25 protein-coding genes are annotated in these 23,672 nt (G+C 59.9%); 13 read left to right on the top strand and 12 right to left on the bottom strand.

Going from position 1 to position 23,672, the window contains the following annotated elements; translation table 11 throughout:
- Positions 1-15 precede the first annotated feature (15 nt).
- Complete coding sequence (locus ACM62Q_RS08155) at positions 16-1,071, top strand: NAD(P)-dependent alcohol dehydrogenase (RefSeq protein WP_415035403.1); 1,056 nt, start codon at positions 16-18, stop codon at positions 1,069-1,071.
- A gap of 38 nt (positions 1,072-1,109) precedes the next feature.
- Here ACM62Q_RS08155 and ACM62Q_RS08150 read toward each other — a convergent pair whose 3' ends face one another.
- Together ACM62Q_RS08150 and ompR are read right to left on the bottom strand one after the other, a co-directional pair.
- On the bottom strand, positions 1,110-2,411 hold the full coding sequence (locus ACM62Q_RS08150; RefSeq protein ID WP_415035401.1) for an ATP-binding protein: 1,302 nt from the start codon (positions 2,409-2,411) through the stop codon (positions 1,110-1,112).
- Positions 2,411-3,142 carry a two-component system response regulator OmpR gene (gene ompR / locus ACM62Q_RS08145; RefSeq protein ID WP_415035399.1) on the bottom strand — a complete coding sequence of 244 codons (732 nt, stop codon included), beginning with the start codon at positions 3,140-3,142 and terminating at the stop codon, positions 2,411-2,413. Before ompR ends, ACM62Q_RS08150 begins: the two co-directional genes overlap by 1 nt.
- 153 nt (positions 3,143-3,295) lie before the next feature.
- On the opposite strand from ompR, the gene ACM62Q_RS08140 reads away from it, so the two are divergent.
- The 4 genes from ACM62Q_RS08140 to ACM62Q_RS08125 all read left to right on the top strand — a co-directional run bounded on the left by ACM62Q_RS08140 (position 3,296) and on the right by ACM62Q_RS08125 (position 5,601).
- On the top strand, positions 3,296-3,586 hold the full coding sequence (locus ACM62Q_RS08140; RefSeq protein ID WP_415035397.1) for a hypothetical protein: 291 nt from the start codon (positions 3,296-3,298) through the stop codon (positions 3,584-3,586).
- Positions 3,587-3,671: 85 nt separating this feature from the next.
- Positions 3,672-4,361 (top strand): tRNA (adenosine(37)-N6)-threonylcarbamoyltransferase complex dimerization subunit type 1 TsaB, encoded by a 690-nt coding sequence (gene tsaB, locus ACM62Q_RS08135; protein ID WP_415035395.1) that lies wholly within the window; start codon positions 3,672-3,674, stop codon positions 4,359-4,361.
- On the top strand, positions 4,358-4,822 hold the full coding sequence (rimI, locus tag ACM62Q_RS08130; RefSeq protein WP_415035393.1) for a ribosomal protein S18-alanine N-acetyltransferase: 465 nt from the start codon (positions 4,358-4,360) through the stop codon (positions 4,820-4,822). The genes tsaB and rimI overlap by 4 nt, the downstream gene beginning before the upstream one ends.
- Entirely contained in the window at positions 4,819-5,601 is a 783-nt protein-coding gene (locus tag ACM62Q_RS08125; RefSeq protein WP_415035391.1) for a uracil-DNA glycosylase, read from the top strand. The genes rimI and ACM62Q_RS08125 overlap by 4 nt, the downstream gene beginning before the upstream one ends.
- Here ACM62Q_RS08125 and fic read toward each other — a convergent pair.
- On the bottom strand, positions 5,592-6,704 hold the full coding sequence (gene fic / locus ACM62Q_RS08120) for a protein adenylyltransferase Fic (protein WP_415035389.1): 1,113 nt from the start codon (positions 6,702-6,704) through the stop codon (positions 5,592-5,594). The two genes, ACM62Q_RS08125 and fic, sit on opposite strands and share 10 nt — an antisense overlap.
- Positions 6,705-6,902: 198 nt before the next feature.
- The gene (gene smpB, locus ACM62Q_RS08115) at positions 6,903-7,352 is read right to left on the bottom strand and encodes an SsrA-binding protein SmpB (RefSeq protein WP_415035387.1); all 450 of its coding nucleotides are present in this window, start codon (positions 7,350-7,352) and stop codon (positions 6,903-6,905) included.
- Between the two features lie 60 nt (positions 7,353-7,412).
- Between smpB and ACM62Q_RS08110 the strand changes: the two genes are divergently transcribed.
- Both ACM62Q_RS08110 and ACM62Q_RS08105 read left to right on the top strand, forming a co-directional pair.
- Positions 7,413-7,868: a type II toxin-antitoxin system RatA family toxin gene (locus tag ACM62Q_RS08110; protein WP_415035385.1), complete on the top strand. Its 456-nt coding sequence runs from the start codon at positions 7,413-7,415 to the stop codon at positions 7,866-7,868.
- The gene (locus ACM62Q_RS08105; RefSeq protein WP_415035383.1) at positions 7,858-8,148 is read left to right on the top strand and encodes an RnfH family protein; all 291 of its coding nucleotides are present in this window, start codon (positions 7,858-7,860) and stop codon (positions 8,146-8,148) included. The genes ACM62Q_RS08110 and ACM62Q_RS08105 overlap by 11 nt, the downstream gene beginning before the upstream one ends.
- A gap of 71 nt (positions 8,149-8,219) precedes the next feature.
- Here the strand turns inward: ACM62Q_RS08105 and ACM62Q_RS08100 are convergent, their stop codons facing one another.
- From ACM62Q_RS08100 to ACM62Q_RS08080, 5 genes are read right to left on the bottom strand one after another with little or no spacing between them, the layout of a single operon-like run.
- Positions 8,220-9,848, bottom strand: a complete 1,629-nt coding sequence (locus ACM62Q_RS08100) for an NAD(P)/FAD-dependent oxidoreductase (RefSeq protein ID WP_415035381.1) — start codon at positions 9,846-9,848, stop codon at positions 8,220-8,222.
- Between the two features lie 19 nt (positions 9,849-9,867).
- Positions 9,868-10,317 carry a c-type cytochrome gene (locus ACM62Q_RS08095; protein ID WP_415035379.1) on the bottom strand — a complete coding sequence of 150 codons (450 nt, stop codon included), beginning with the start codon at positions 10,315-10,317 and terminating at the stop codon, positions 9,868-9,870.
- A gap of 29 nt (positions 10,318-10,346) precedes the next feature.
- Complete coding sequence (locus ACM62Q_RS08090; RefSeq protein ID WP_415035377.1) at positions 10,347-10,715, bottom strand: diacylglycerol kinase family protein; 369 nt, start codon at positions 10,713-10,715, stop codon at positions 10,347-10,349.
- Positions 10,716-10,738: 23 nt separating this feature from the next.
- Positions 10,739-11,533: a phosphatase PAP2 family protein gene (locus ACM62Q_RS08085; protein WP_415035375.1), complete on the bottom strand. Its 795-nt coding sequence runs from the start codon at positions 11,531-11,533 to the stop codon at positions 10,739-10,741.
- Positions 11,466-11,744, bottom strand: a complete 279-nt coding sequence (locus ACM62Q_RS08080; RefSeq protein WP_415035373.1) for a plasmid mobilization protein — start codon at positions 11,742-11,744, stop codon at positions 11,466-11,468. Before ACM62Q_RS08080 ends, ACM62Q_RS08085 begins: the two co-directional genes overlap by 68 nt.
- Positions 11,745-12,106: 362 nt before the next feature.
- Between ACM62Q_RS08080 and ACM62Q_RS08075 the strand changes: the two genes are divergently transcribed.
- The 6 genes from ACM62Q_RS08075 to ACM62Q_RS08050 all read left to right on the top strand — a co-directional run bounded on the left by ACM62Q_RS08075 (position 12,107) and on the right by ACM62Q_RS08050 (position 20,461).
- Positions 12,107-13,537: a Fic family protein gene (locus tag ACM62Q_RS08075; RefSeq protein ID WP_415035371.1), complete on the top strand. Its 1,431-nt coding sequence runs from the start codon at positions 12,107-12,109 to the stop codon at positions 13,535-13,537.
- A gap of 322 nt (positions 13,538-13,859) precedes the next feature.
- Positions 13,860-14,864, top strand: a complete 1,005-nt coding sequence (locus ACM62Q_RS08070) for a GGDEF domain-containing protein (RefSeq protein WP_415035369.1) — start codon at positions 13,860-13,862, stop codon at positions 14,862-14,864.
- Positions 14,861-17,293 (top strand): ATP-binding protein, encoded by a 2,433-nt coding sequence (locus ACM62Q_RS08065; protein ID WP_415035367.1) that lies wholly within the window; start codon positions 14,861-14,863, stop codon positions 17,291-17,293. Before ACM62Q_RS08070 ends, ACM62Q_RS08065 begins: the two co-directional genes overlap by 4 nt.
- On the top strand, positions 17,286-17,816 hold the full coding sequence (locus ACM62Q_RS08060; protein ID WP_415035365.1) for a chemotaxis protein CheX: 531 nt from the start codon (positions 17,286-17,288) through the stop codon (positions 17,814-17,816). Before ACM62Q_RS08065 ends, ACM62Q_RS08060 begins: the two co-directional genes overlap by 8 nt.
- A 33-nt stretch (positions 17,817-17,849) precedes the next feature.
- Complete coding sequence (locus ACM62Q_RS08055; protein ID WP_415035363.1) at positions 17,850-18,326, top strand: response regulator; 477 nt, start codon at positions 17,850-17,852, stop codon at positions 18,324-18,326.
- Positions 18,323-20,461: a site-2 protease family protein gene (locus tag ACM62Q_RS08050; RefSeq protein ID WP_415035361.1), complete on the top strand. Its 2,139-nt coding sequence runs from the start codon at positions 18,323-18,325 to the stop codon at positions 20,459-20,461. Before ACM62Q_RS08055 ends, ACM62Q_RS08050 begins: the two co-directional genes overlap by 4 nt.
- 426 nt (positions 20,462-20,887) lie before the next feature.
- On the opposite strand, the gene ACM62Q_RS08045 is transcribed toward ACM62Q_RS08050, so the two are convergent.
- From ACM62Q_RS08045 to ACM62Q_RS08035, 3 genes are all read right to left on the bottom strand, one after another.
- Positions 20,888-21,286, bottom strand: coding sequence for a type II toxin-antitoxin system VapC family toxin (locus ACM62Q_RS08045; protein WP_415035359.1), 399 nt, complete (start codon positions 21,284-21,286; stop codon positions 20,888-20,890).
- Complete coding sequence (locus tag ACM62Q_RS08040) at positions 21,283-21,516, bottom strand: type II toxin-antitoxin system Phd/YefM family antitoxin (protein WP_415035357.1); 234 nt, start codon at positions 21,514-21,516, stop codon at positions 21,283-21,285. Before ACM62Q_RS08040 ends, ACM62Q_RS08045 begins: the two co-directional genes overlap by 4 nt.
- A 155-nt stretch (positions 21,517-21,671) precedes the next feature.
- Positions 21,672-23,672 (bottom strand): ribonucleoside-diphosphate reductase, adenosylcobalamin-dependent (locus ACM62Q_RS08035; protein WP_415035355.1); only part of this gene is annotated, 2,001 nt, incomplete at its 5' end.

The raw sequence follows: 23,672 nt of genomic DNA, 5'->3' as shown, positions 1-23,672 counted from the left end.
ACCAAGGAGATTTTCATGACTCAAGCCTATGCAGCACTCGCTGCCGACCGACCGCTCGCCCCGTTCACCCTGAGCCGGCGCGCCTTGCGCGAAGATGATGTGCATATCGACATCCTCTATTGCGGCGTTTGCCATTCCGACCTACACACGGCGCGCAACGAGTGGCGCAATACGCTCTACCCCTGCGTCCCGGGCCATGAAATCGTCGGTCGGGTGCGCTCGGTGGGGGCTGCCGTGCAGGCGTTCAAGGCGGGCGATGTGGTCGGTGTCGGCTGCATGGTCGATAGCTGCGGTCATTGTCCGGCGTGCGCCGAAGGCGAAGAACAGTATTGCGCCGAAACCTTTAGCGGCACCTATAACGGTCCGGCGCGTCGTGAGGAAGGCAATACGGGCGGCAACACCTACGGCGGCTATGCGCAAGACATCGTGGTCAAGGAAAGCTTCGTGCTGCGCATTGGCCACCCGGAAAACCAGCTGGCCGCCGTCGCGCCCCTGCTGTGCGCCGGCATCACCACCTATTCGCCGCTGCATCACTGGGGTGTCGGGCCGGGCAGCAAGGTCGGTATCGTCGGCCTGGGCGGCCTGGGGCACATGGGGGTGAAGATCGCCCGCGCCATGGGGGCGACGGTGACTTTATTCACCACCTCGCCGAGCAAGGCGGCCGATGGCCTGCGTCTGGGGGCGCACGAAGTGTGCTTATCCACCGACCGCGAACAGATGAAAGCGCATGCCGGCAGCCTCGATTTCATCTTGAATACGGTGGCCGCGCCGCATAAGCTCGATGCCTATCTGCGTCTGTTGAAGCGCGATGGCACCATGACCCTGGTTGGCATTCCGGCCGAGCCGCACCCGGCCTGGTCGATCGGCACCCTGATTACCGGACGGCGGCAGCTGGCCGGTTCGCTCATCGGCGGCATCCGCGAAACCCAGGACATGCTTGATTTTTGCGCCCGGCACGACATCGTTTCCGATATTGAAATGATCGCCATGCGCGACATCAACACCGCTTACGAGCGCATGTTGAAGAGCGATGTGAAATATCGTTTCGTGATCGACATGGCGACCTTGTAAAGCCTGTCGGCGGCGGGGCGTGCGCTGCCTCCGGGCGGCTATTGCAGTGGTAAAACCAGGCGGGCGATCAGGCCGCCGCCGGGGTTGGGCAGCAGTTCCAGCCGCCCGTCGTGCAGGCGGGCGATGCGCTCGACGATGGCCAGACCCAGGCCGGTGCCGGTGACGTCGGTGCGGGCGCTGTTCAAGCGGGTGAAGGGGCGCTTCAAGCGCTCCTGTTCTGCAGTGGGAATGCCGGGGCCGTGGTCGGCAATGTCGATATGAAGCGTTTTGCCCTGGCGCGCCGCGCGCAAAGACACCGCGCCGCCGCCGTATTTCCAGGCGTTGTCGAGCAGGTTGACCACCGCTCGGTTGATGGCTTTGGGGCGCAGCGTGAGTGCCGGCAAATCTGCCGCAAGCTCGACGGCAAGCGGGTGACCGATGGCATTTTGATGTTCGCCGATGTTTTCCAGAAGCGCGCTTAAGTCAGTAGACGCGGGGCTTTCGCCGCTTTCGGTGCGGGCGTAATCCATGAATTGCGAAATGACGGCTTCCATTTGCTCGATGTCGGCGCTCATGCCGTTTTGAGCGTTTTCGTCGTGTACGCTCATTTCGATTTCCAGGCGCAAGCGGGTGAGCGGCGTGCGCAGATCGTGCGAAATGCCGGCCAGAACTTCCGAGCGGTCTTGTTCGTGGCGTGCCAGATCGTGTGCCATGGTGTTGAAAGCACGGGCCAGCGCCCGAATTTCTTCGGCCCCTTCTTCCGGCAGCGGTTGCGGTATTTGCCCCCGGCCGACGGTGTGTGCCGAGCGGGCAAAGGCTTTCAGGGGGCGGCTGATGCGCGAGGCGATCAGCCAGGCGACGATGAGCGCCAGGCTGACCGCGAGAATCACCCAGCTTAACCAGCGTGCGGCAAAACTGCGGCTGGCTTTTTCGCGCGGCAGGACCAGCCAGTATTCATCTTCATCGCGCGGATTGAGGCGAAAGCTGACCCAGAAACCGGGTTCGCCATTGACCTCGGCCGCGATGCGCGTGGCTTCGCCCAGGCGGGCAACGAGATTTTCCCGCAACAGGCTATGAAAACGCGATTCCGGCATGGGCTGGATGTCGTCGTTTTCTTCCGCCGGTAAGAGGCGAATGCCTTCGGTGGAGGAAAATTCGGCCAAAAGTTGTGGGCGTTTTTTGGGCGAGGCGGCAAACAGCGAAGCGCGGATCAGGTTGACCGCTGAGCTTGCGGTAGTGGCAGCTTCGCGCGCGCGCGGCTCGACGTCGATGTGGCTAAATAGCGCCAGCCAGCCGGCGGTGCTGGCCAGAATGAGCAGCGCCAGCAATAAGAAAGTGCGCGCCAAAAGCGAGCGCGGCATCAATTTTCTCGCGTTGCGCCGTCCGGCATGAAGACGTAGCCAAACCCCCATACCGTTTGCAGATAGCGCGGTTGCGTCGGATCGACCTCGATCAGCTTGCGCAGGCGTGACATCTGTACGTCGATAGCGCGATCAAAGGGGCCTTGCTCGCGCCCGCGCGCCAGAGTCATCAGCTTGTCGCGCGACAAGGGCTGCCCCGGGTGCTGTAACAACACCTTGAGCACGGCGAATTCACCGGTGGTGAGTGACAAGGTTTCTTCGCCGCGCTTCAAGGTGCGCGCTGCGTAATCGATTTCGATGCCGCCAAAGCGGGTGATTTCCGGTGTGTCTTCCGGCGCGCCTGGCGGCAGGCTGCTTTGCCGGCGCAGCACAGCGTTCACCCGGGCGAGCAGCTCGCGCGGGTTGAAAGGTTTGGGCAGGTAATCATCAGCGCCCATTTCCAGGCCGAGAATGCGGTCGATTTCATCGCCCTTGGCGGTGAGCATGATGATCGGCGTGCGATCCCCCTGGCCGCGCAGGCGGCGGCAGATGGAAAGACCGTCTTCGCCGGGCAGCATCAGATCGAGCACGATCAGGTGGTAATGCTCGCGGTTGCGCGTCTTGTCCATTTGTGCGGCATCCGCCACGGCGCGAACGTTAAAACCTTGTTCGCCGAGATAGCGGGTGAGCAGATCACGCAGGCGGGCGTCGTCATCGACGATGAGGATGTGTTGGGCGGTGTTTTCGTTCATGCGGCAAGGATAACCCCGGCGGGGTGGGCTTGTGCGACAAATCGTAACAAGGCGTATGCGTGCGCCGCGTGCGAAACAAAGCATTACAACTCCGGCGCGCCCTGCCGGGGCGGGGCGGTTTCAGGCGTCGGCAAAGACGGTAAAATGCCGCCCATGCCTTCTCGCATTTTTACCCTTCCTGTCGCGCTCGTACTGATTTTGTTGGCGGGTCACGTCCACGCCGACGGGCGCTGGCGCGACCTGCCGCCAGAAGAGCGGCGTGAGTTGCGCGAACAAATGCGCGAACAGTGGCAAAGCCGGCGCGAACAGGAGTCTTCTCGAGCGCCAAGGGGCGATGGGCGCGGCGAAGCCTTGCCGCCGGAAGAACGGCAGCGTTTGCGCGATGAAATGCGCGAGCAGCAGCGGCAAACGCCCGAGCGCGGCGGGCGTCGCCACCGTTACTGACCGCGCGCGGCTTTTTCTGCCGGTGTGCTGAATCCTTCGTCTCGCTGCGCGAAGATTGCGCACCAGGGCGCGGTAAAATACCGGCATGCGGATACTTTCTCTGGAAACTTCGACGGAACACGGCAGCTGCGCGCTGTGGTGCGCGGGTGATGTGCTGGAACGCGTTTGCCCCGCCGGGCAGGCACACTCGCAGACGCTCTTGCCTTTGTTGGGTGAAATGCTGGCGCAGGCCGGGATCGGGCTGACGCAGCTCGATGGCATCGCGTTTGGTTGCGGACCGGGGGCGTTTACCGGCTTGCGTGTGGCCTGCGGCATTGCGCAGGGCTTGGCCGTGGCGACAGATGTGCCGCTGGTGCCGGTGGTCAGCCTGGAAGCCATGGCGGCGGCGAGTGGCGAAGAAGAGGTTTTAAGCCTGCTCGATGCGCGCATGCAGGAAGTGTATTGCGCGCATTACCGCCGGGTTGCGGAAAACGCCTGGCAGGTGCAAGGCGAGATTCGTGTTCTGGCACCGCAGACCTTGTCTTGGCCATGGGCCGTTCGGGCAGCCTGCGGTAATGCCCTGCACGCCTACCCGGAGCTGGCGGCGCGTCTGGAGCAAAACGCTTTTACTCTGCATCCGCAAATTCTGCCCACGGCGCGCTGGCTGGCGCATCTGGCCGCGCCGCGTTTGCAGGCGGGGGCGGGCATCGACCCGGCCGATGCCGCACCGCTCTACATCCGCGATAAGGTGGCCAAAACCGTGGCCGAACGTTTGCAAGAAGGCGGTAAGGCATGAGCGCAGCTTTCGCCCCGGCGCTGGCCTTTTACCCCATGCAGGATGGGGACCTCGATGCGGTGGGCGAGATCGAGGCGCAGATTCAGAATTTCCCCTGGAGTCGGGGTAATTTTGCCGATTCTTTGCGGGCGGGCTATAGCTGCTGGGTGGCGCGTTTGCCGGACCGACTGATTGGTTTTTCGGTCGTCATGCAGGTGCTCGACGAAGCGCATTTGTTGACGATAGGCATCGGGCGGGCGCAGCAAGGGCAAGGCCATGGCGCGCGTTTGCTGCAGCATGCGATGCGCCAGGCTCTGGGCAATGGCGCGCGTTGCCTGTTTCTCGAAGTGCGCCCGAGCAATGCGCGGGCGGTGGCCCTGTACCGTAATTTCGGTTTTCAGCAAATTGGTTTGCGCAAGGACTATTACCCGGCGCAGGCCGGGCGGGAAGACGGCCTGGTATTTCAGAAAGAACTTGCATGACGCTTAATCGGGAACAAATGCTGATCGAAATGGGCATCCGCCCCTTGTGGGCCTGGCGGGAATCGTGCCCTGTGCAGCCAGAGGCAGCGCTTGAGGCAGTGAGCGATCCACCTGACGCGCCCGTCCCCGCATCTGCATCTGCCGCCGTCGCCGCCGCAACAGCTCCCGCTGTGCCGAGCGTTTCCTCGCCGCCGATCGAGACACTGAACTGGTCTGACTTGCCGCCCGCCGTGCAAGCCTGTCGCGCCTGCGGTTTGCACCAGCGCCGGCAGCACGCGGTGGCCGGCATGGGCGATGCGCAGGCCGAATGGCTGTTCATCAGCGACGCCCCGGGGCATGAAGAAGATGCGCGGGGTGAGCCTTTTGCCGGTGTGGCCGGAGAATTGTTCGACGCCATGCTGGCCGCCCTGGATTTGGGGCGCGAACATCAGGTTTTTGTCACTTTGGCGGTGAAATGTCGAACCCCAGACAACCGCCCGCCAGAAGGTGCAGAAATCGCCGCCTGCCGCCCCTGGCTGCAGCGTCAGATTGCCCTTTTACAGCCTAAAATCATCGTTGCCTTGGGCAAATCGGCTGCCTTGTCTTTGCTTGGGCGCAGCGAAAAACTCGCCGATTTGCGCGGGCAAGCTCTGGAGTACGAAGGCATTCCCGTCGTCGTGAGCTACCACCCGAGCTACCTTTTGCGCAATTTGCCGGATAAAGCCAAAACCTGGGAAGATCTCTTGCGCGCCCGGCAGCTGTGGCGCGCCGGCGTTCTCCGGAAGCCGGCTCAGCTATAGGCAGCAAACTGGTTGCTGTCGCGGGTGAGAAGCTGCATCAGCTTGGGGTGGATAAAGAGTTTTTCCCGGCCAACTTGCAGCTCGCGTAGTACACCAATGGCGACCAACTCTTTGAGGTGGCTGGAGGCAGCCTGGCGCTGGGCGATTTTTTTGTCGACAAGATTGGCAATGCGGCAGTACGGCTGCTCAAAGATGACGTCGACCAGTTCGCGGCGATATATTTTGGATTTTTTTTCTCGCATATAAGCTGCCGTGTGTTCAGCAAGATTGCGGATGGCGGCGATCTTGGCCGTGGTCCATTGGGCGGTTTCTTCAACGGCTTGCAGCATGAACAGTATCCATGGCTCCCAAGCAGCGCTGCGCGTGACTTCCAGCAAGAGACGGTAGTAATCGGCCTTGTGGGCGATGATGTGCCGGCTCAAATAGAGAATGGGCAGGCCAAGCAGATTTTGCTGAATGAGGTAAAGAATGTTGATGATGCGCCCGGTGCGGCCATTGCCATCGTCGAAAGGGTGAATCGCCTCGAACTGATAGTGGGCGATTGCCATGCGCACCAAAGGATCAAGGTCTTCCTGGCAATGCAGAAATTTTTCCCAATTTGAGAGCAGATCGCGCAATAAGGATTCGCCTACGGGTGGGGTGTAGATGGTTTCGCCGGTGCGCTCGTTGGCCAAACGGGTGCCGGGTGTGCGCCGAATACCCATTACCAAGCCTTTGGTCATGCAGCAAATTTCGGTGGCTGTGGTGGTACTCAATGGACGTTCGGTAAGCGAGCAGAATCCGCGATAAAGCGCGGTGCGATAACGCAGCGCTTCTTTGGTGGCAGGGTCGGCTTGGCTGTCACTTTGGGCGAATTGAAAGAGCTTGTCCGTGCTGGTGACGATGTTTTCGATTTCCGAACTGTCCTTGGCTTCGAGCAGAGGGATCGTGTTGATGAGCATGCCCTGATTGGGGATCAGTTCGGCTGCCTGCTTGAGCTCGGCAAGGGCTGCGCGCGCGGTGATGCAGCGTTTGAGCACCGCTCGGGTTTCGACCTCCTGAGCGGGAGGAAGGAGAGGGAGTGTGTTGTAGGGCTGTTCCGGATGCCAGTCAGAGGGGGTCATGGCGTAAAAATTTGTTTTTGGCGACAGATCTGGAGGATATGTCGTTGCTGGCGACAGGTCAATGAAACCTGTCGATATTTTATAAAAACATCGACAGGTTTCCTGTGTGCCGATTTTTATTCGTCCGGCCCGACCAAGTTTGGAATTGCATTCTGGCGGCGTCAATGCGGTACGCGCCCGGGGTTTGGCGCTGTGCGCTCAGCGCATTCTTTCCTTCACCGCCCGCTGGGCTTCGCGCTTGCTTTCTTTTTCGAGTTGGTCGGCGCGTTTGTCGTGTTGTTTTTTGCCTTTGGCGAGGCCGATTTCCAGTTTGATGCGTCCGCGCAGGAAGTGCAGGTCGAGCGGCACGAGCGCGTAGCCGGCGCGTTCTACTTTGCCGATGAGGCGGCTGATTTCGCGTTCGTGCAGGAGCAGTTTGCGGGTGCGTATCGGGTCGTGCGTGTTATGGGTGGAGGCCGTGCTCAAGGGGGAAATGTGCATGCCGATGAGAAAGAGTTCGCCGCCCTTGATGATGACGTAAGACTCTTTGATGTTCATTCGCCCGGCGCGAATGGCCTTGACTTCCCAGCCTTCGAGCACGATGCCGGCCTCGTATTTTTCTTCGACGAAATAATCGTGAAAGGCCTTTTTATTGACGGTAATACTCATGCCGGCGCGCGGTTCCCTTAAAATGGCCGATTCTACAGGTTTACGAGGGTGTGCTGGGCTATGGCATCGGTTGAAAAAACGGTTCTCATCGAGCATTCGGCGGCGCGCATGTTCGAACTCGTCGACCGTTGCGAGGATTACCCGGATTTCCTGCCCTGGTGCGGGCGCAGCGAATTGATGCAGCGCACGCCGGAAAAAACCGTGGCCACCTTGCATATCAACTACCACGCGGTGAAGTCGAGTTTCAGCACGGAAAACGACAAAAGCTTTCCGACCTTGATGAAAATCCGCCTGCTCGACGGCCCGTTTCGTAAACTGGAAGGCTCCTGGTCGTTCAAGCCCTTGGGTGAAACCGCCTGCAAGATCGAATTTCGTCTGCATTATGAGTTTTCCAGCAAGCTGTTCGAAAAAATCATCGGCCCGGTGTTCAACCACATCGCCAACACCTTTGTCGATGCCTTCGTGTGCCGCGCCGATCAGGTGTATGGCCGCCCGGGGGGTGAAAATGCGCGTTGAAGTCTGCTATCTCGCGCCCGGGGTGGAAAGCTGTTGCACGCTGGATGTGCCGGAAAACAGCACGCTGGGCACCGCGATTGCGCTTTCCGGCGTCTTGCAGCGCCATCCGGAAATTGATCTCGAGCGGCAAAAAGTGGGTATCTGGAACAGCGTGGCGCGTCTGGACACGCCATTGCGCGCAGCGGATCGCGTGGAAATTTATCGCCCGCTGAGCGCCGATCCCAAGACTATCCGCCGCCAGCGCGTAGCCGAAGGCAAGACCATGGGGGGCAAGGCGTAATCGCGCGCTGCTTTGCTGCCGCTGTGTTTGCCGCCGCTGTTTGCCGCCGCTGTTTGTCGCCTATTCCTCCCTCAACAGGTTTTGCCGTGCTCTGCCAACATGGCCAGGGCGACGGCCTCAGCGACTTTGATGCCGTCCACTGCCGCCGACAAAATTCCCCCGGCGTAGCCCGCGCCTTCGCCGGCGGGGTAGAGACCAGGGGTGTTGAGGCTTTGAAAATCCTCGCCACGCGGGATGCGTAGCGGCGAGGAGGTGCGCGTTTCGACACCGGTGAGGAGCGCATCAGCCTGGGCGAAGCCTTTGATTTGGCGCTCAAAAGCAGGAATTGCCTCGCGCAGTGCAGCGCTGACGTAACTTGGCAGGCAGCGGTTGAGATCGCTCAAGCGCACGCCGGGCTGGTAAGAAGGCTCGACCGTGCCGAGCTGTGTCGATGCGCGCCCGGCGAGAAAATCACCGACCCGTTGCGCCGGGGCATCGTAGTTTTCGCCGCCCGCCAAAAAGGCGAGTTTTTCCCATTGGCGCTGAAATTCGATGCCGACGAGCGGGTTTTTGCGCCAATCCCCGGGAAAATCTTCCGGGCGAATCTCCACCACCAGGGCGGAATTGGCGTTACGTTGCGCGCGCGAATACTGGCTCATGCCGTTGGTTACCACCTGCCCCGGCTCCGAGGCGGCAGCCACGACCTGCCCGCCCGGGCACATGCAAAAGCTATACACCGCGCGCCCGTTGCTGGCGTGGTGCACCAGCTTGTAATCGGCCGCCCCCAGACGCGGATGACCGGCGCTGGTGCCGAAACGTGCCTGGTCGATCATCTGTTGCGGGTGCTCGATGCGCACGCCAATGGCAAAGGGCTTGGCTTCCATGGCAAGGCCCTGGGCGTGCAGCGCGGCAAAGGTGTCGCGGGCGCTGTGGCCGACGGCGAGAATGACGTGGCGGCTGGCGATGGATTCGCCGTTGGCGAGTTTGACGCCGGTGATTTGCCGGTTTTCTTGCTGCAACGTTTCGAGCTTGCTGGAAAAGCGAATTTCTCCACCCAGTGCGATGATCTGCGCGCGCATGTGCTCCACCATTTTGACCAGGCGGAAGGTGCCGATGTGCGGTTTGCTCAGATAAAGAATTTCCTCCGGCGCGCCGGCGGCGACGAACTCTTCCATCACCTTGCGCCCGAGGTGGCGCGGGTCCTTGATCTGGCTGTAGAGCTTGCCGTCGGAAAAGGTGCCGGCACCGCCCTCGCCGAATTGCACGTTGGATTCCGGATTCAGGTGCTGTTTACGCCATAGATTCCAGGTGTCTTGCGTGCGCTCGCGAACTGCTTTGCCGCGTTCGATGATGATGGGGCGAAACCCCATTTGCGCCAAAACGAGGCCGGCCAACAGGCCGCAGGGGCCAAAGCCGACGATCACCGGGCGCGCCGTGAGCCCCGCTGGTGCTTGCGCGACGTAACGATAGGCCATGTCTGGCGCGGGCATGATTTTTGAGTCGTCATGCAAGCGCGCGAGCAGGGCGGTTTCGTCGGCGACGCAAAAATCGATTTGGTAGAGCAGGACAATGGCCGATTTCTTGCGCGCATCGTGGCTGCGTTTGACGATGCGAAAATCGAGCAAGGCCTCATCGGCCAAGCCCAGACGCGCCAGCAAGGCCGGGCGTAGCGCATCTTCGGCATGGTCCAGTGGCAGTTTCAGTTCGCTCAGGCGCAGCATGGTTGTTTCCTTGGCGGGTTCAGCGTTTCTTGAACGGTTTGTGACAATCCTGGCAGCTGGCATAGACCGCTTCGTACGCCGTTTTACTCTGCGTTTCGTCCTGTGCCTTGGCGGCGGCCAGCAGTTTGTCCGTGGCGGCGAGAAATTTTTCTTTTTCCCGGACAAAACCCGCCTCGTCTTCCCAGACCTGGGCGGTCGCCTTGGTCGGCGGGTAATTGGTGTCAGCGGCAAAATGCGTCCAGGGCGCTTCACGCGTTTCGTGCAGAGCACTGGCCAAACGCAGAAATTTCTCCGGCTCGTAACGCCCTTCGCGCAGCATCACGCCCATCGGCTCGAACACCTTGATCATCTCCTTGAACGCCTGCTGCCGGGTTTTCACCGGTTGGCCGGGACGGGTGTCTTCTACTTCGCCACAGGCAGCAAACAACAGTGGGAACAGGCAGGGCAGAAAGACAGCGAGGCGAGGCATTGAAAAACTCCAGAAAATAAATCGGTCAATTAACGGGCCAGGAAAACGAGTAGGCCGACGACGCAGGCACAGATAGAAGCCAGGAGAACGGCCCCGGCAGCAAGGTCTTTGGCCTTGCCGGCGAGCGGGTGCTGTTCAGGGCAGACAAGGTCCACGCAGGCTTCAATAGCAGAATTCAGGCCCTCGGCGGTCCAGACCATCCCCATGGCCAGGATCAGCGCCAGCCATTCTCCCTTTGTCAGCTCAACCCAGCAGCCTAAACAGGTCACCAGAATGGTTGCGAGTAGATGAAAACGCGCATGCGCTTCGTCGCGCAGTAAAAAACCAACACCGCGCCAGGCGTCAGCAAAAGCGGATAAACGGCGTTGCCAGAAACTGCCGGGTCGGGGTTTTGCCACGGGTGTTGTCAGGGTTCTGCCATTTACCACGTTGAATGGACATAGGCATGCGTTGAATCGCCGCCAAACATCACACCAAAGCTGACACGCTCACGCGTATCGGTAAAGTAATAGCTGGCCGCCATACCGATCGCCGCACCGGCCAGCGCATCGCGCCAATAATGTTCCTTGGCCTTTACCCTGCTGTAACCGGTTGCAGCGGCAGCAATGTAGGCCGGTACGCCGTACTTCCAGCCACCGCGCATCTGCATGTACTGGGCTGCAGCAAAAGCCACTGCCGTGTGACCGGAGGGAAAGCTGCGGTCATCTTTACCATTGGGGCGAGTTTTGTTTGTTGTGCGTTTCAGTGTTTCAACCGACAAGAGGGTGAGTGCGCCTGATTTTGTCAATTGCATCAGGCCAGAAGCATCGTCATGCGCAACAGACAGCAAGGCGGCTGTCAGCGGCAAACCCACCGCCAGAACGTCACTGGTTTTCTTGTGTGAATCTTCCGAGGCCAAGGCAGTCTGGCCTGATGAGAGGCAGAAAAAAGCAATCAGGCAGGGCAGGAAACGCGCACGGGCAAAAAAGCAGTTCATGTCGTCAGGCAGCAGCGGGGAAAGAGTCCGGAAGATACCAGTTATCGATAAGATATGGCATGAGTTTTGATCTTTTCCTGCTGTGACTTCATGGTGCCTGCCATGCGCTCGATTTTGTCGTTCATCTTGATGACTGTGGTGATGGCATCCCACATTTTGTCTGTGATGCCCATCAGTGCGCCCGCCCAGATTCCAAGGAAGCAATACGTTGGTTTGAGGCGTCAACGAACGCCAGAGCATCGTCTATGGCGGCGCTTGCTTGGGTGGTGGTTTTCAGCATTTGGTCGATCATTCCTTCCAGTAATTGCTCCTCCTCGCTCGGGCGGAAGGACGCCGCCGCACGGCGCAAAAATTCGCCCATCGATAATTGAGCGTCTTGTGCCATTTTGGCGATTGTCGCCTTTTCTTTCGCGGTGACGAGCACCGGGATGCGTTCAGTAGCGGTTGCCATTGCCTACTCCTTTGTGAACATGGTCAGCACATGTGCAGTGTAGGCCGGCATCGAGAAAAATCAAGAACCGTGTTCGGTTTTGCACGAAACCGCATTGGGCAGGCTCAGGGCAAAGGGAAAAGCATTGAACGCGGATTGGCGCGGAGCAAATCTGATGACGCGGATAAACCCGTGTGGAAGTGCCTTTGATCCGCGTTTAACCGCGCACATCCGCTGAATCCGCGTTAAAAACTATCGGGGCAGCAGCAGTGGGTAACCGGGTGCGGCCATGGCAGGCATGGTGACTTCTTTTAATGTCGGGAAAAATTTGCGCGACATTATTAATGTCGCGATAATGCTTGCGCGACATTTTGGTTTGTTTAATGTCGCAATTTGATGAATGCGCGATAGGAGGGTACGTGGTCAGAACCATTCCGAGAGACAGCTACGAGGCGGTGCTTGCAGCCATTGCTCGCTTTCCAGACGGTGCCCGCATCGAGCAGATTGAGGTAAACCTGTCTGCACCACCTCACCGTCGAACGCTGCAGCGCTGGCTCAATAGCCTGATTACTCAGGAGCGAGTGCGTCGTGAAGGCCAAGGGCGCGCGGTCAAATATCTGCGCGGCAAAGTCGTCAGTGCGCAGGTCAATGCCGTTGCCAAGGCAAGCGGAGCTGCTCACGCTGAAACCCTGATCCCCCTCTCGCCTGAAGCGAAAGAGATCGAGCAACAGGTACGGCAACCCCTGATGCTGCGCAAACCAGTGGGGTACAACCGGACATTTCTGGATGACTACCGACCCAACGAAACCTACTACCTCAGCCCATCGATTCGCGACGAACTGCGGTCACAGGGGCAAGCCGTCAGCAGTCATGAACCGGCAGGAACCTATGCCCGGCAGCTGGCCAATCGGCTACTGATCGACCTATCCTGGAACTCCAGCCGACTGGAAGGCAACACCTATTCCCTGCTGGAAACCGAACGCTTGATTTCGGCTGGCGAGGCCGCATTCGGCAAGGATGCACTCGAAGCGCAGATGATTCTGAATCATAAGGAAGCCATCGAGTTTTTGATCGACTCGGCCGGGGAAATTGGCTTCAATCGCTATACGCTGCTCAATCTGCACGCTTTGCTCTCGGACAACCTGCTGGACGATCCCACCGCCAGTGGCCGCTTGCGCACAATCGCCGTTGGCATCGGCCAGACCACTTTCCTGCCACTGGAAGGGCCGCAACGGATCGAGGAGTGTTTTGCACAGGTGCTGGACACGGCGGCTGCCATACGAGACCCCTTCGAGCAGGCGTTTTTTGCGATGGTGCATTTGCCCTATTTGCAGCCTTTTGAGGACGTCAATAAACGTGTATCGCGCCTGGCCGCCAACATTCCACTGATCCAACGCAATCTGTGCCCTCTGTCTTTCGTCGATGTGTCACAGAGCACCTACATCAGCGCCATGCTGGGCATCTATGAAATCAACCGTGTTGAGCTTCTGCGCGATGTGTTCGTCTGGGCCTACAAACGCTCCTGCGCACGCTATTCCGCTGTGCGCCAGTCGCTAGGCGACCCTGACCCCTTCCGTTTGCAGCACAGGCAGCACATTATCCAAACGGTTGCGACCGTGGTGCGCGACAAGCTGAGCAAGCCACAGGCCATCCGCCACATCCACCGCTTTGCACAAGAGCAGATCGAGGCCCCGGATCGCGAACGATTCATTGAAGTGGTCGAGAACCAACTGCTCAGCCTTCACGAAGGCAACATTGCCCGATATCGCCTAAGACCCAGTGAATTTCATGCCTGGCGTGCGCTCTGGAAATGAATCAGAAAAACTGGAACACCGAAGTCGCGGCAAAACTGGCGGTTTGGTGGCGAAAAGCATTGAACGCGGATTGGCGCGGAGCAAATCTGATGACGCGGATAAACCCGTGGGCGGAGTGCCTTTGATCCGCGTTTATCCGCGCGCATCCGCCGAATCCGTGTCAGGTTGTGTCATCTTGCGTCATGTTGGCATGGTTTGCGTATTTGAGTTTTATTCTCGTTCGCCATAGACTGGCGGGCTGGCATTTTGGTATTTCAGCGAATTTCGATGAATTTCCAGCGCTAAAACGAATAAAAAGCGGCGAGAGTATTTGCAAACAAAAATGAACACGACACAGGCTTTTCCCCTGCTCAATCGCGACGAGATGCTTGATTCGCTGCCTTTTGCCATTTATGTGGTGGATGTGCGCAGTAATCGCGTGCGCTATGGCAATGCGTTTTTTCGCACGCGTTTTCCGGATTGGCAGACCCAGCCTTGCCATAAGCTGATCAACGGTCTGGATGAGGCGTGTGCGCGTTGTCGGCGGGCTGATTTGCTCGATTCCTCCGGGCAGCCCAATGACGAATCTTTGAGCTACGAATTTTTCAACGAATACGACGAGTGCTGGTATCAGATCGAAGAAAAGGCGACGCTGTGGGATGACGGCGAGGTGGTGCAATACGTCATCGCCATTGATATCAGCCGCTTGAAAGAGGCGCAAAAAAATCTGGCTGAAGCCCATATCGGTTTGATGCTCAAACACCAGGAACTGGAGCATGTGGCGAGTACCGATAGCCTGACGCAAATTCACAATCGGGAAAAACTCGGGCGCATTTTTGCTCAGGAAATTGCGCTGACTGTTCTGGGAAAGCGCGAGTTTTCCATCATCAGCGCCGATTTAGACCATTTCAAGTCGGTCAATGACAACTTTGGTCATGCCGTGGGCGATGCGGTGTTGGTGCAGCTGGCGCGCACCATGAAAGCCGTGTTGCGGGGGACCGATTTTCTTGGTCGTTGGGGGGGCGAAGAGTTTTTGCTCCTTTGTCCCAAGGCCAATCACGCCGCGGCGCTGCAACTGGCTGAGCGCATCCGCGCGGCGGTGGCCGGGCAAACCTATCGCACCGGCAAAAGCCATACCGTGAGCCTGGGGGTGGCCACCTACCGTGCGGGCGATACGCAAGACAGCCTTTTACAGCGCGCCGATGAGGCGATGTACCGCGCCAAGCAGACGGGGCGCAACCGGGTGTGTGGCGAGTTGTTGTCAGAAGCGTTGGCAGAAACGTTGGCAGAAGCCTTGCCAGAAACCTTGCCTGAAAATGCGGTGACGGACGGCGAAGGGGCGGCGTGAAAGAAAAAATCTCCCTCTTGCCGGCGCTCTTTGCGGCCTTGGCGGCGATTTTTCTTACTTGGCTGCTGGGGGCGGTGCTGGTCGAGCGCGGCATGGGCGAGTTTCAGGTCAACCTCGAACGCCACGCCGAATCACTGGCTCAGGAGCATCGCAAGGCCAATCTTTTGGGCGCTTTGACGGCGCTGGCCGGGGTCGATGAAGATCTGCGGGCGACGGTGGCAGGGCGTCTGTCGCCGGATAACCCCGTTGTGCTGGAAAAAATGCGCTATCTCTTCAAGGCGCTGGATCTGGACAATATCCTGATCATTGCCCCCGATGGGGTGGTCAAAGCCTATATGGCGAAGGGCGTGAAAACCAGCTTGACCGGCAAGAGCCTGGCCTGGCGGCCTTATTTCATCGGCGCGATGAGCGGCCAGCCGAGTATGTATGCGGCCTTGGGCAGCAATACCCGCGAGCGGGGGTTTTATATCGCTGTGCCGATTCCTGCGGAGCAAGGCGGTGCTGGCGCGCCGGCGGGGGCTTTGGTGGCCAAGCTGGGGTTTGATGAAATCGACCAGGGTTTGCAGCAAGAAAAACATCCCTTGGCGGTGCTCTCGCCGGAGGGGGTGGTGTTTGCCTCCAACGTGCCGGGCTGGCGTTATCAAGCCTTGGGTGGGGCCGAGGAAGTGGCGCGGGCGCAGGTCGATAAACGGGTCAATAACGCTTACAAGGACGCCGCGCCGGGGCTGATTGCGCTCGATGCGGCGGGCTGGATCAAGAAAGACGGGCAGAAATTGCGCCGTTTTAGCGCCAGCATCGCCTGGCCGGATCACTCTGGACAGTGGCAGCTGGCAGGGTTTATTGGCTATGAAAGCCTTTTTGGCTGGCCGGCGCGGGTGTTTTGCGCGCTGACGCTGTTCTTCGTTTTTCTGTTGATCCACGCCTGGTTGCGCAGCCGGCGGCGGGCGCAGGATAAAACGGCACAGGTGGTCAGCCTGCTGGACAATTCCGGCGAAGGATTTTTGTCCTTCGGGGCGGATTTGCGCATCGATAGCGAATACAGCCGGGCCTGTGAAAGCATGCTCGGTGCGGTGCCGGAAAATCAGGATGTGGCGAGCCTGTTGTTTGGCGAGGCGAGCCCCCGGGCGCAGCTCTTGCGCGAGACGGTAGCTGCCGTGCTGGCCAGCGAAGATGCTGAAATCGGGGCCAGTATGTTGTCGCTCTTGCCCAAGGAAATTCAGCGCGCGGAGCGGGTGCTGGCGGTGGCGTATCGGCGCATCGGGCGGGAAAAATTCATGGTGGTGCTCGATGACATCACCGAAGCGCGGCAGATGGCCGATTTGCTCGAACTGGAGCAAAAGCATCTGAAAATGGTGGTGCTGGCGATTTCCGACAGCCGTAATTTCTTTGAAATGCTGGATGGTTTCGCGGAGTTTCTGACGGCAGAAAACGCCGTGGCCTCGGTCGATGCCTGCATCTCACGGGCAGAGTTGCGCCGCCTGTACCGCGAGGTGCATACCTATAAGGGTTTGTTTGCGCAGTTTGCTTTTCCGGAAATGCCGGCGGCCCTGCATCGGCTGGAAAGTCAGTTGGCCGGGCAGTTGGCAGACAGCGAAGGCAGCGAGGTGTGTGAGCCCCCCGGCGTGCTGGATTGGCAGATGCTGAAAAACGCTTTTGCGGCGGATAAAAAAATCGTCAGCGATGCGCTGGGCGAGGCTTTCCTCAAACAGGGCCGCGCCCTGCATTTGAGCGAAGCGCAGGCCTTGCGTCTGGAGGCGCTTTCCGTGAGCTTGTTGCGCGGCGAGCCAGTGGATGTCGGTTTGGCGGAGGTGCGCGCCTTGCTCGACGATATCGTGCGTTTGCGCAAATTGCGCTTGAGCGATGCCTTGCAGGGCTACGACCGGCTTTTGCAGCAGACGGCGCAGCGCCAGGAAAAATTGGTGCAGCCGCTGCAGGTGGAGGGCGGCGAAGGCGTGTGGATAGACCCGGTGTATTGGAAGGGTTTTTTGCAATCGCTGGTGCATGTATTTCGTAATGCCGTGACGCACGGCCTGGAAAGCCCCGAAACCCGCTGGGAAAACGACAAGGACGAAGCCGGCGCGATCCATTGCCGTATCCGCTATGCTGCCGGCCAGCTTTATCTGAACATTGCCGACGATGGTGCCGGTTTGAATCTGCCCGCGCTGCGCGCCAAGGCGGCGGAAAACGGCGTACCCGAGGCGCAGACGCTCGATGATGAAAAAGCGGCGGCACTGGTATTCATGGATCACGTCAGCACCTACGCGCAGCTCAACGATCTGGCCGGGCGTGGGGTGGGGCTGGCTGCCGTGCGCCAGGCCGTGCTGACGCTGGGCGGGCAGGTGGCGGTGCGCTCTTGCCCCGGCGCGGGAACCGAATTCGAATTTATCCTACCTTTTGACGAGCGTGCCGGAGTAATCGAACATGCATGATGAATTTGTCCTGGAAAAAGTGAAGCGGGTGATGCAGGCCGCGCTGAATCGGACCGAAGAGTATCTGCGCGCGGAATTTGGCCTGCACGTCGACACCCTGCCGCCGCGCGCCGGCGATGTCGAGGCTTTGGAATTGCGCGCCACGACGGGGGTGATCGGCATCGACGGGGTGATCGATCTGTATGTAGCCTTCAGTTTCGACGTGGCGCTGCTCGAAACGCTTTATGCGCAAATGACCGAGGGCATGGAGATTACGCCCGAGGAAGCGGAGGAGATGAAAAAGGCCACCGCCGGGGAGATCATGAATATCGTGGTGGGCCATTGCACGCTGGATTTGCAGGATCTGGACAGCGAGATCATCAGCATCACACCGCCGAGCGTGATGAGTCTGGCGAAAACGGTGCCGCGCATCAAAGACGCGGTGTTTCACCTGCGTTCGATGGTGACCGAGCATGGCATCATCGACGTTTACCTGATTGGGCCAAAAAATTTGTTCAGTGACGATCTTGAGTATTTGTGCTGAACCTTTGTGTGATTTTGCAGTGAGAGATATGCCATGAGTTATGACGCATCGAGCGTGATGATTGTTGATGATTCCCCGATTACCGTGCGCAAATTGAGCATGATGCTCGAACCCTTGGGCTACCGGATCGTCGCCACCGCAGCGAGCGGCAAGGCGGCGATTGCTGCCTATCGCAGCCAGCGTCCTGATGTGGTGACGATGGACATCACCATGCCCGGTATGGACGGCATCGAGGCGACGCGCCAGATCATGACGGAGTTTCCCGATGCGAGAATCGTCATGGTGACCTCGCACGGACAGGAAAAAATGGTGCTGGAAGCGCTGAAAGCCGGCGCGCGTGGTTATGTCATCAAACCCTTCCAGGAACACAAAATTTACGAGGCCATCGAAAAAGCCTGCAAGCGGGTGGTGGTGCCGGAAAAACTGTTGGCTGAAATCGAGCAGCGCAAAGCCCAGGCGGCGCAGCAAAAGGCGGAACAGCAGGCGGAGCAGGGAGCTGCGCAAGCGTGAGCGCGAACGCCGCTGCCGCACCGGCGGCAACGAACGAAGCCCCGGCCAAGGAATTGCCCTTGCCGCAGGCTTTGCGTCAGGATCTGCGCCTTTTTGATTCTGGCTCAGGCAACGACGGCGGCCCGACCTGGGCGATTCAAGACCCGGCGAGCAACCGTTTTTTTCGCATCGGCTGGCTCGAATACGAATGTCTTTTGCGCTGGCCGGGCAAGCCGGAAGAAATTGCTGCCGACATCGAAGCAAGCACGCCCTTGATCGTCGATGCCGAGCAGGTGAGCGATTTTGCCCGTTTTCTCGATCTGCACCAGCTGGCCTTGCCCTCCGGCGAAACCCGCCAGCGCGTGCAAAAACAGGCGCGCGAACCGGGCTGGCGGCACTGGAAATGGTGGCTGCATCATTACCTGTTCATCCGCGTGCCGTTGATCCGTCCGCAGCGCTTTCTGGAAAAGCTGACGCCGGCGTTGGAACCCTTGTTTTCGCCGCTGGCGTTTTATCTGCTGCTGGCGGCAAGCCTCTTGGGGCTGATCCTGGCGGCGCGGCAATGGGAGCATTTCACGCACAGCGTGCTGGATAGCCTGACGCCGACCGGCATTTTAGGCTTCGTGCTCGCCCTGATCGTCTCTAAAACCTTGCACGAACTGGGGCATGCCGTGGTGGCGACGCGCCTGGGGGTGCGGGTGGCCCATATGGGTGTGGCTTTCCTGGTGATGTGGCCGATGCTGTACACCGATACCGGCGAATCCTGGCGGCTGCGCTCGCACCGGCAGCGGCTGGCGATTTCCATTGCCGGGGTCAGTGTCGAAATGGCGCTGGCCGGCTTGGCGACGCTGGCCTGGGCGCTGCTCGACGATGGTGCTTTGCGTCAGGCCGCGCTCTATCTGGCAACCACCGGCTGGGTCTTGTCGCTGGCCTTGAACGTTAGCCCCTTCATGCGTTTCGATGGCTATTTCATCTTGTCCGACCTGCTCGATTTTCCCAATCTGCACGAGCGCGCCGGCGCTCAGGCGCGGATCTGGCTGCGGCGTAAACTTTTGGGTCTGAATGATCCCTGGCCGGAAGACTTTGCGCAAAAAACCCGGCGCAGCTTGATTGCCTTTGCCCTGACCACCTGGCTTTACCGGCTGATCGTTTTTCTCGGTATCGCCCTGATGGTGTATTTTTTCTTCTTCAAAGCCTTGGGGATTTTCTTGATGCTGGTCGAGCTGGTGTGGTTCATCGCTCGTCCGGCCTGGTCGGAGCTTGCTGTGTGGAAAAAACGTTGGCCCGAGGTGCAGATGCGCCGGCGGCAGATCATTTATGGCACCTTGGCCGGAGCATTTCTTCTGGCAGCGATTCCCTGGCCTTTTGCCGTGGAGACTTACGGGGTTTCGCACGCAGAGCGTCAGCAGCTGGTTTTTGCGCCCTTTCCGGCGGAGTTGGTCGCCCTGCGCCAAGGTGGCGCGGTGGCTGCCGGCGAGCCACTGGCCGGTTTTACGACGCCCGATCTGCTCGCCCGGCAAAGCCAAGTCGCCGCCAGTAGCGAAGCACTGGAGCGGCGTTTGGCGGGCTTGCTGGAGTTGGATGGCGGGGTGAATAAACAGCTCGCACTAACCCAGCGCCTGGACGAGCAGCGCACGGAATTGCGCGGCATTGCCGAGGAAACCGGTCGCCTGGCCATTCACGCCGAATTCGCCGGCCAGTGGCGCGATGTTTCTCCCTTGTTGCGCCCCGGCACCTGGCTGGGCGTGCGCGAGGCGCTGGGGGTGCTGGTCGATCCGCAAAGCTGGGTGGTCGATGCCTATGTCGAGCAGCGCCTGGTCGATCGCATCGAACCCGGCGCGCGCGCCAGCTTCCTGCCACAAGGCGGTGTGCAGGCGCTGGCCGGTGAAGTACTCGAAGTCGACGGCACGCGCAGCCCGCGCCTACCGCATCCCATGCTCGACAGCCGCCACGGCGGCTACTTCAACACCCAACCCGACGGGCGCGAAGCGACACCGAGCGAAGCCCTGTACCGCGTGCGCATCCGCTTGCGCGACACCCCCTCAGAAATCCGCGAAATGCGCGGCAGCGTGCGCATCTCCGGCACCCCGCGCAGCCTGGTCTGGGAAGGCATCAAAGGCTCGCTGGCAACCCTGGTGCGAGAAAGCGGATTTTGATTCGAAAGCGCGCGTTGATTTTTAACGCGGATGGGCGTGGATAAAGGCAGGTGAACGCGGATTGAAGCGGATTGGCACGGATGAACGCGGATAAAGGACGATAAAGGCTGATAAAGGCCGATAAAAGCGCAAAAACAAGGGCTGTTTGGCGTAGAAACCTGGTTTTCGCTTGGTTTAATCCGATTTTATCCGCGTCATCCGCGTCCAAAAGGGTTTTGTTGGATAAAGGCAGGTGAACGCGGATTGAAGCGGAATGGCACGGATGAACGCGGATAAATGACGATAAAGGCTGATAAAGGCCGATAAAAGCGAAAAAACGTGGGTTGTTTAGCGTAGAAACCTGGTTTTCGCTTGGTTTAATCCGATTTTATCCGCGTCATCCGCGTCCAAAAGGGTTTTGGGTGAATTGCCGGGGGCTGCTGGGTTTTATGCGTCAGCGGCGATGCGAGGCAGTTTTCCCGGCCAGGCGAGGAGGGCGCGGTCGGCGGTCATCAGGCGGGTGTTGCGCTCGATGGCGGTGGCGAGGATGAAACGGTCCGCCGGGTCGCGGTGCAGATCGGCAAGTTCGGTGGCGAGCAGCGCGATACGGCCGTCGAGCGGTACTTCGATCAGACCGGCTTTGAGCCAGTCTTCGCGCCACAAACTGGCGGGCAGGGGCAGGGTGATGCGTCCGCGCTCCGCCAGCATGGCGATTTCCCAGAAGCTGATGGCGCTGACGGCAAGCTGGCCGGCCTGCCAGTCGGCTTCGATCAGGGCGCGCGCGTTTTTTCCCAGGGCGGGATCGTTGCGATCCATCCAGAGGAGCGCATGGGTATCGAGAATCACGCCAAGGCGTCCCAGAGGTTTTCTTCGAGCGGTGCGACGATGTCACCATGAATTTCGAGCGTCGGGTGCAGGCCGAATGGCGTACTCGGGCGCTGACCGGAAAACGGGCGCAGTTCGGCCACCGGCACGCCGTTCTTGGTAATCACCCAGGTTTTGCCGTGCTCTGCCGCAGCATCCATGAGCGCCAGGCATTTGGCTTTGAATTCAGAAGCTTGGATGGTATACATCATGATCTGTGCCTTTTTGTGACTATGGTCATGACTATAGTCATGAATAAAGAGGGCGTCAAATGTTGGGCGATAAAAAACCCGCCGGTGTTTGCTGGGCGGGTTTTTGTTTCAGCGCGTTCGAACGCTTGGGCTGGGTTCGGGCTTTGGCAGCGCCCTCAGCCGCAGGTGCCGACCGCGCCGCAGGCGGTGCAGAAGTCGCAGCCGTCTTTCCGGATCATGGTGTGGTTGCCGCACTCGCTGCACAGCTTGCCGACGGTGGGCAGTACCTTGTTGCTGGTGGTGTCTTCCGGGGCTTCGAGGATGCCCATTTGCTGCAGCGGGAAACCGGCTTCGTCGAGGATGCCGAGCATGGCGTAGCGGTGGATGATGAGCTGGGCGATGTAGGAAACGGTGGAGGGCCAGGTCTGCTGTTTGCGCGAACCGGGAACGAAGGCCATGAAATCGCCGAGCGGTTCGGAGTAATCAAGGAGTTTCCTGAGCTTCATGCCGATCCAGGCCGGGTCGATGACGCGCATGTCGAGCGACAAAAGCTTGCACAGGCCGTCGAGGGCGCGCGGGTAGTTGCCGGACAGCCACATCGAGTAGGGGCGGGTGACGCCGTCGGGCAGGGTGATTTCTTTCAGGCCGAGGACGAAATCTTCGCCGGTGGAGGGGTTGCTGACATCCACCGTCCAGGAGAGGGTGCCGTCGGTGCCGGTTTTGGGTTCCTTGGTGCTAAAGAGTGCGTCTTTCACCAGGGTCGGGCCGTCGTGGTTGAGCGCACCCAGCTGTTCCACGCGCCAGCGGATGACTTGCGCCATGGCGGAGACCACGGAGGGCATGCGTTTTCTTTCACCGTGCGGCGGCATGTGCATGTCGAAGGCGTCGCCCGGCGTCTTGGCCAGCGCGTCGAGCTTCATTTCCAGCCAGCCGTGATCCTTGGCGCGCATGTCCATCGACAGCGTCTTGGCGATGGCACCGAGGCCGCGCGGTTCGGCGGGGCCGTTGGCCCAGACCTCGAACGGCCAGGCGCGGTTTTCGTTTTCCGGCTCGACGTGGCCGACGAAGAGGGCGAACTTGCCGAGCGGCGAATCGACCATGTAGGTCCAGCACAGATTGCCTTCCGGCAGGCTCGGGCGGCCCGGCCAGCGCAGGCTGGCGAGCACCGGGGCGGGCAGGTTCTTGATCGACAGGCGGCGGTTGGCGTCGGAGACGAAATCTTGCGGCGCTTTGGCGTCGTTGTCTTCTTTGGCCGGTTCGACCGAGAGCACGGAACCCAGCACGCTGTTCGGGCGGTAGGTGGCCAGCCCCTTGAGGCCGGCTTTCCAGGCTTGCAGGTAGAGATCCTGGAAATCTTCGTAGGGGTAATCCCCCGGCACGTTCACTGTTTTCGAGATGGAGGTGTCGATGTAGGGGGCGACGGCGGCCACCATGTCGGCGTGCGCTTTGGCGGAAATTTCCAGCGCCGTGACGAAGTACTCCGGCAGCTTGCTGACATCGCCGCCCTGATGTTTGTACAGACGCCAGGCGTAGTCTTCGACCGAGTATTCCTTGATTGTGCCGTCCGGCATGCGCTTTTTTCGGTTGTAGGTCCAGGAGAAGGGCGGCTCGATGCCGTTGGAGGCGTTGTCGGCAAAGGCGAGCGAGATGGTGCCGGTGGGGGCAATCGACAACAGGTGCGAGTTGCGCAGACCATGCTGGCGAATTTCGGCTTTGACATCGGCCGGCAGGCGCGAGGCGAAATTGCCGCCGGAGAGATAAAGCTCGGCGTTAAAGAGCGGGAAAGCGCCGCGCTCTTTGGCCAGATCGACCGAGTAGAGATAGGTGGTGTCGCGCATGAATTCGCTGATGCGCGCCGCCATGGCGCGGGCTTCCGGTTTGTCGTAGCGCAGACGCAGCATGGCGAGCGCATCGCCTAAGCCGGTGAAGCCCAGGCCGACCCGGCGCTTGTTGGCGGCTTCCTGTTGCTGGCGCTCGAGCGGCCAGTGGGTGGCGTCGAGCACGTTATCGAGCATGCGGGTGGAGACGCGGCAGACTTCGGCGAAGGCGTCGAAATCAAAGCTGGCCTTGTCGGAGAAGGCATCACGCACGAACAGGGTGAGGTTGATCGAACCCAGGCAGCAGCAGCCGTAGGGCGGCAGCGGCTGTTCGGCGCAGGGGTTGGTGGCCTCGATCAC

Origin of the sequence: Azonexus sp., from assembly GCF_047638095.1 — a bacterium.
Classification (GTDB): Bacteria; Pseudomonadota; Gammaproteobacteria; order Burkholderiales; family Rhodocyclaceae; genus Azonexus.
The sequence above is the reverse complement of the archived record's forward strand: the minus strand, read 5'-3'. Positions and strand labels throughout refer to the sequence as shown.